This is a genomic window from Oscillibacter sp. CU971 (assembly GCF_905219725.1).
Lineage (GTDB): Bacteria > Bacillota > Clostridia > Oscillospirales > Oscillospiraceae > Oscillibacter.
On record NZ_CAJMXG010000432.1, the window covers coordinates 1 to 1731 of the forward strand.

General features: G+C 53.6%; 2 protein-coding genes. Both read left to right on the forward strand.

Translation table 11 applies throughout. The annotated features are described in order from the left end of the window. Window positions 1–51: 51 nt before the first annotated feature. The gene (locus JX325_RS16240) at window positions 52–1089 is read left to right on the forward strand and encodes an NAD(P)-dependent oxidoreductase (RefSeq protein ID WP_204792079.1); all 1038 of its coding nucleotides are present in this window, start codon (window positions 52–54) and stop codon (window positions 1087–1089) included. A 56-nt stretch (window positions 1090–1145) separates the two neighbouring features. Continuing rightward, window positions 1146–1731: hypothetical protein (locus JX325_RS16245; protein WP_374220656.1), on the forward strand; the 586-nt coding region annotated here is incomplete at its 3' end.

The following is a 1731-nucleotide window of genomic DNA, read 5'->3' on the forward strand; positions in this document are numbered from 1 at the left end:
GGCGTTGTACCCGCTGTTTTGCGAGAAAGAGAACCGGCAGGAGTGAGAACAATGGACAAGCTGATAGAGGAAGACATCATTTCCCTTCTGGAGGAGCGAAAGGACCTGGAACGATTTCGCCGTCAAAGTGTTCTGATTTCCGGGGCGGACAGTTTCCTGATGTCGTACTTTGTCCGTCTGCTGCTGGAAAACAACCGAAGAAACCGGGCAGGCACGCAGGTTTTGGCTTTGTGCCGCAACCGGAAACACGCAAAGGAGCGTTTTGCTCCATATTTAGGAGACCCCAATCTCAAACTCATCATTCAGGACATAAGGGAACCCGTCTCCTGGGAAGGCGAGGTGGATATCTGCNTTCATGCCGCCAGCCCGGCTGGGATTCGGTCGCGGCAGGAGAAGCCGCTGGATACATATCAGATTAACCTGTTGGGCTGTCAGAATCTTCTGGATATTTCCCTGAGAAAGAAAAGCGCGAAGTTCCTTTTGCTAAGCAGCGTAGATGTCTATGGGAATTGCTTGGAGCCGAGCCGCCGGCGAGAGGCAGATCTCGGGACCTTGGACTGGAATTACGCAAGAAATGCGTATTCCTGTGGGAAACGCAGCGCGGAAACGCTATGCAGTCTTTACTGCGCACAGTTTGGCCTGCCCTGTGTCATGGTAAGGCCATTCCAGGTATACGGTCCCGGCATGTCGCTGACAGACGGAAGGCTGCATGGTGATTTTGTCCGGCATCTGCGGGAGGACAATCAAATTGTGCTGAAGAGCGACGGAACAGCGGTGCGTTCTTTTTTGTATATATCGGACGCAACGCATGGGCTGTTGGATGCTTTGCTCTATGGAAAAGCGGGAGAGTGCTATAACATCTGCGACGAGGCGGGGGAGTGCTCTGTAAAAGACCTGGCCGCATTGTATGCGGCACACTGGGGACCAGAGGCATCCGTCGTATTTGACCATTCGGAACGAGATACGCCGGAGGTAAAAGAAGCCCTTTCCGTGGTGACCGGCGACAGCGGAAAGCTGCGGGCGCTGGGCTGGAGAAGCAGAGTAAACCTGGATGCCGGGATTGAACGTACATTGAGCTATTACCGATAGTTTCCAATAATGCGGGCACGGATGCTGTCGACCCTTGTGTAGAGGAGGACCTGATTTTGGAGTGGGAAAATGTACTGCACAAAGAGGATAAGATCGCCATATACGGCCTCAGCCCGCTGACGGAAACCGTGCGGATGCAGTTGCCCGGTTATCAGGTGATCGGTCTGCTGGACGGCTATCGGACAAGCGGCGTTCTTTATGAACTTCCGATCATCTCCCTTGAGGAAGCGGTTCGGGTGAATGTCCGCGTGATTATCGCGGCGGCGCGGGCGGAGTCCTGCAAGGTAATCGCGAAGCGGATCGGGGATGTCTGCGCGGAGCACGGGATCGCGCTGCTGGATGCCCGTGGGAATGATTTGCGCACGCCGAAAAAACCGGCATATTCGTTTTCGGATACCGAAGGAGTCTCGAAGGCCTTCCTTTACCGGTTGGTGGACGCGCATGATGTGATCAGTGTGGACCTTTTTGATACGTTGCTCATGCGCCGGACGCTGTTTCCGACAGATTTATTTGAAATTGTGGGACTGCGCCTGAAAAAACGGGGATTTGAAATTCAGGACTTCCCCCAAAAACGGCTTGAGGGGGAAAGGGAACTGAAGGAAAACACCATTCCGACACTGCTTGAAATCTATATGTATATGC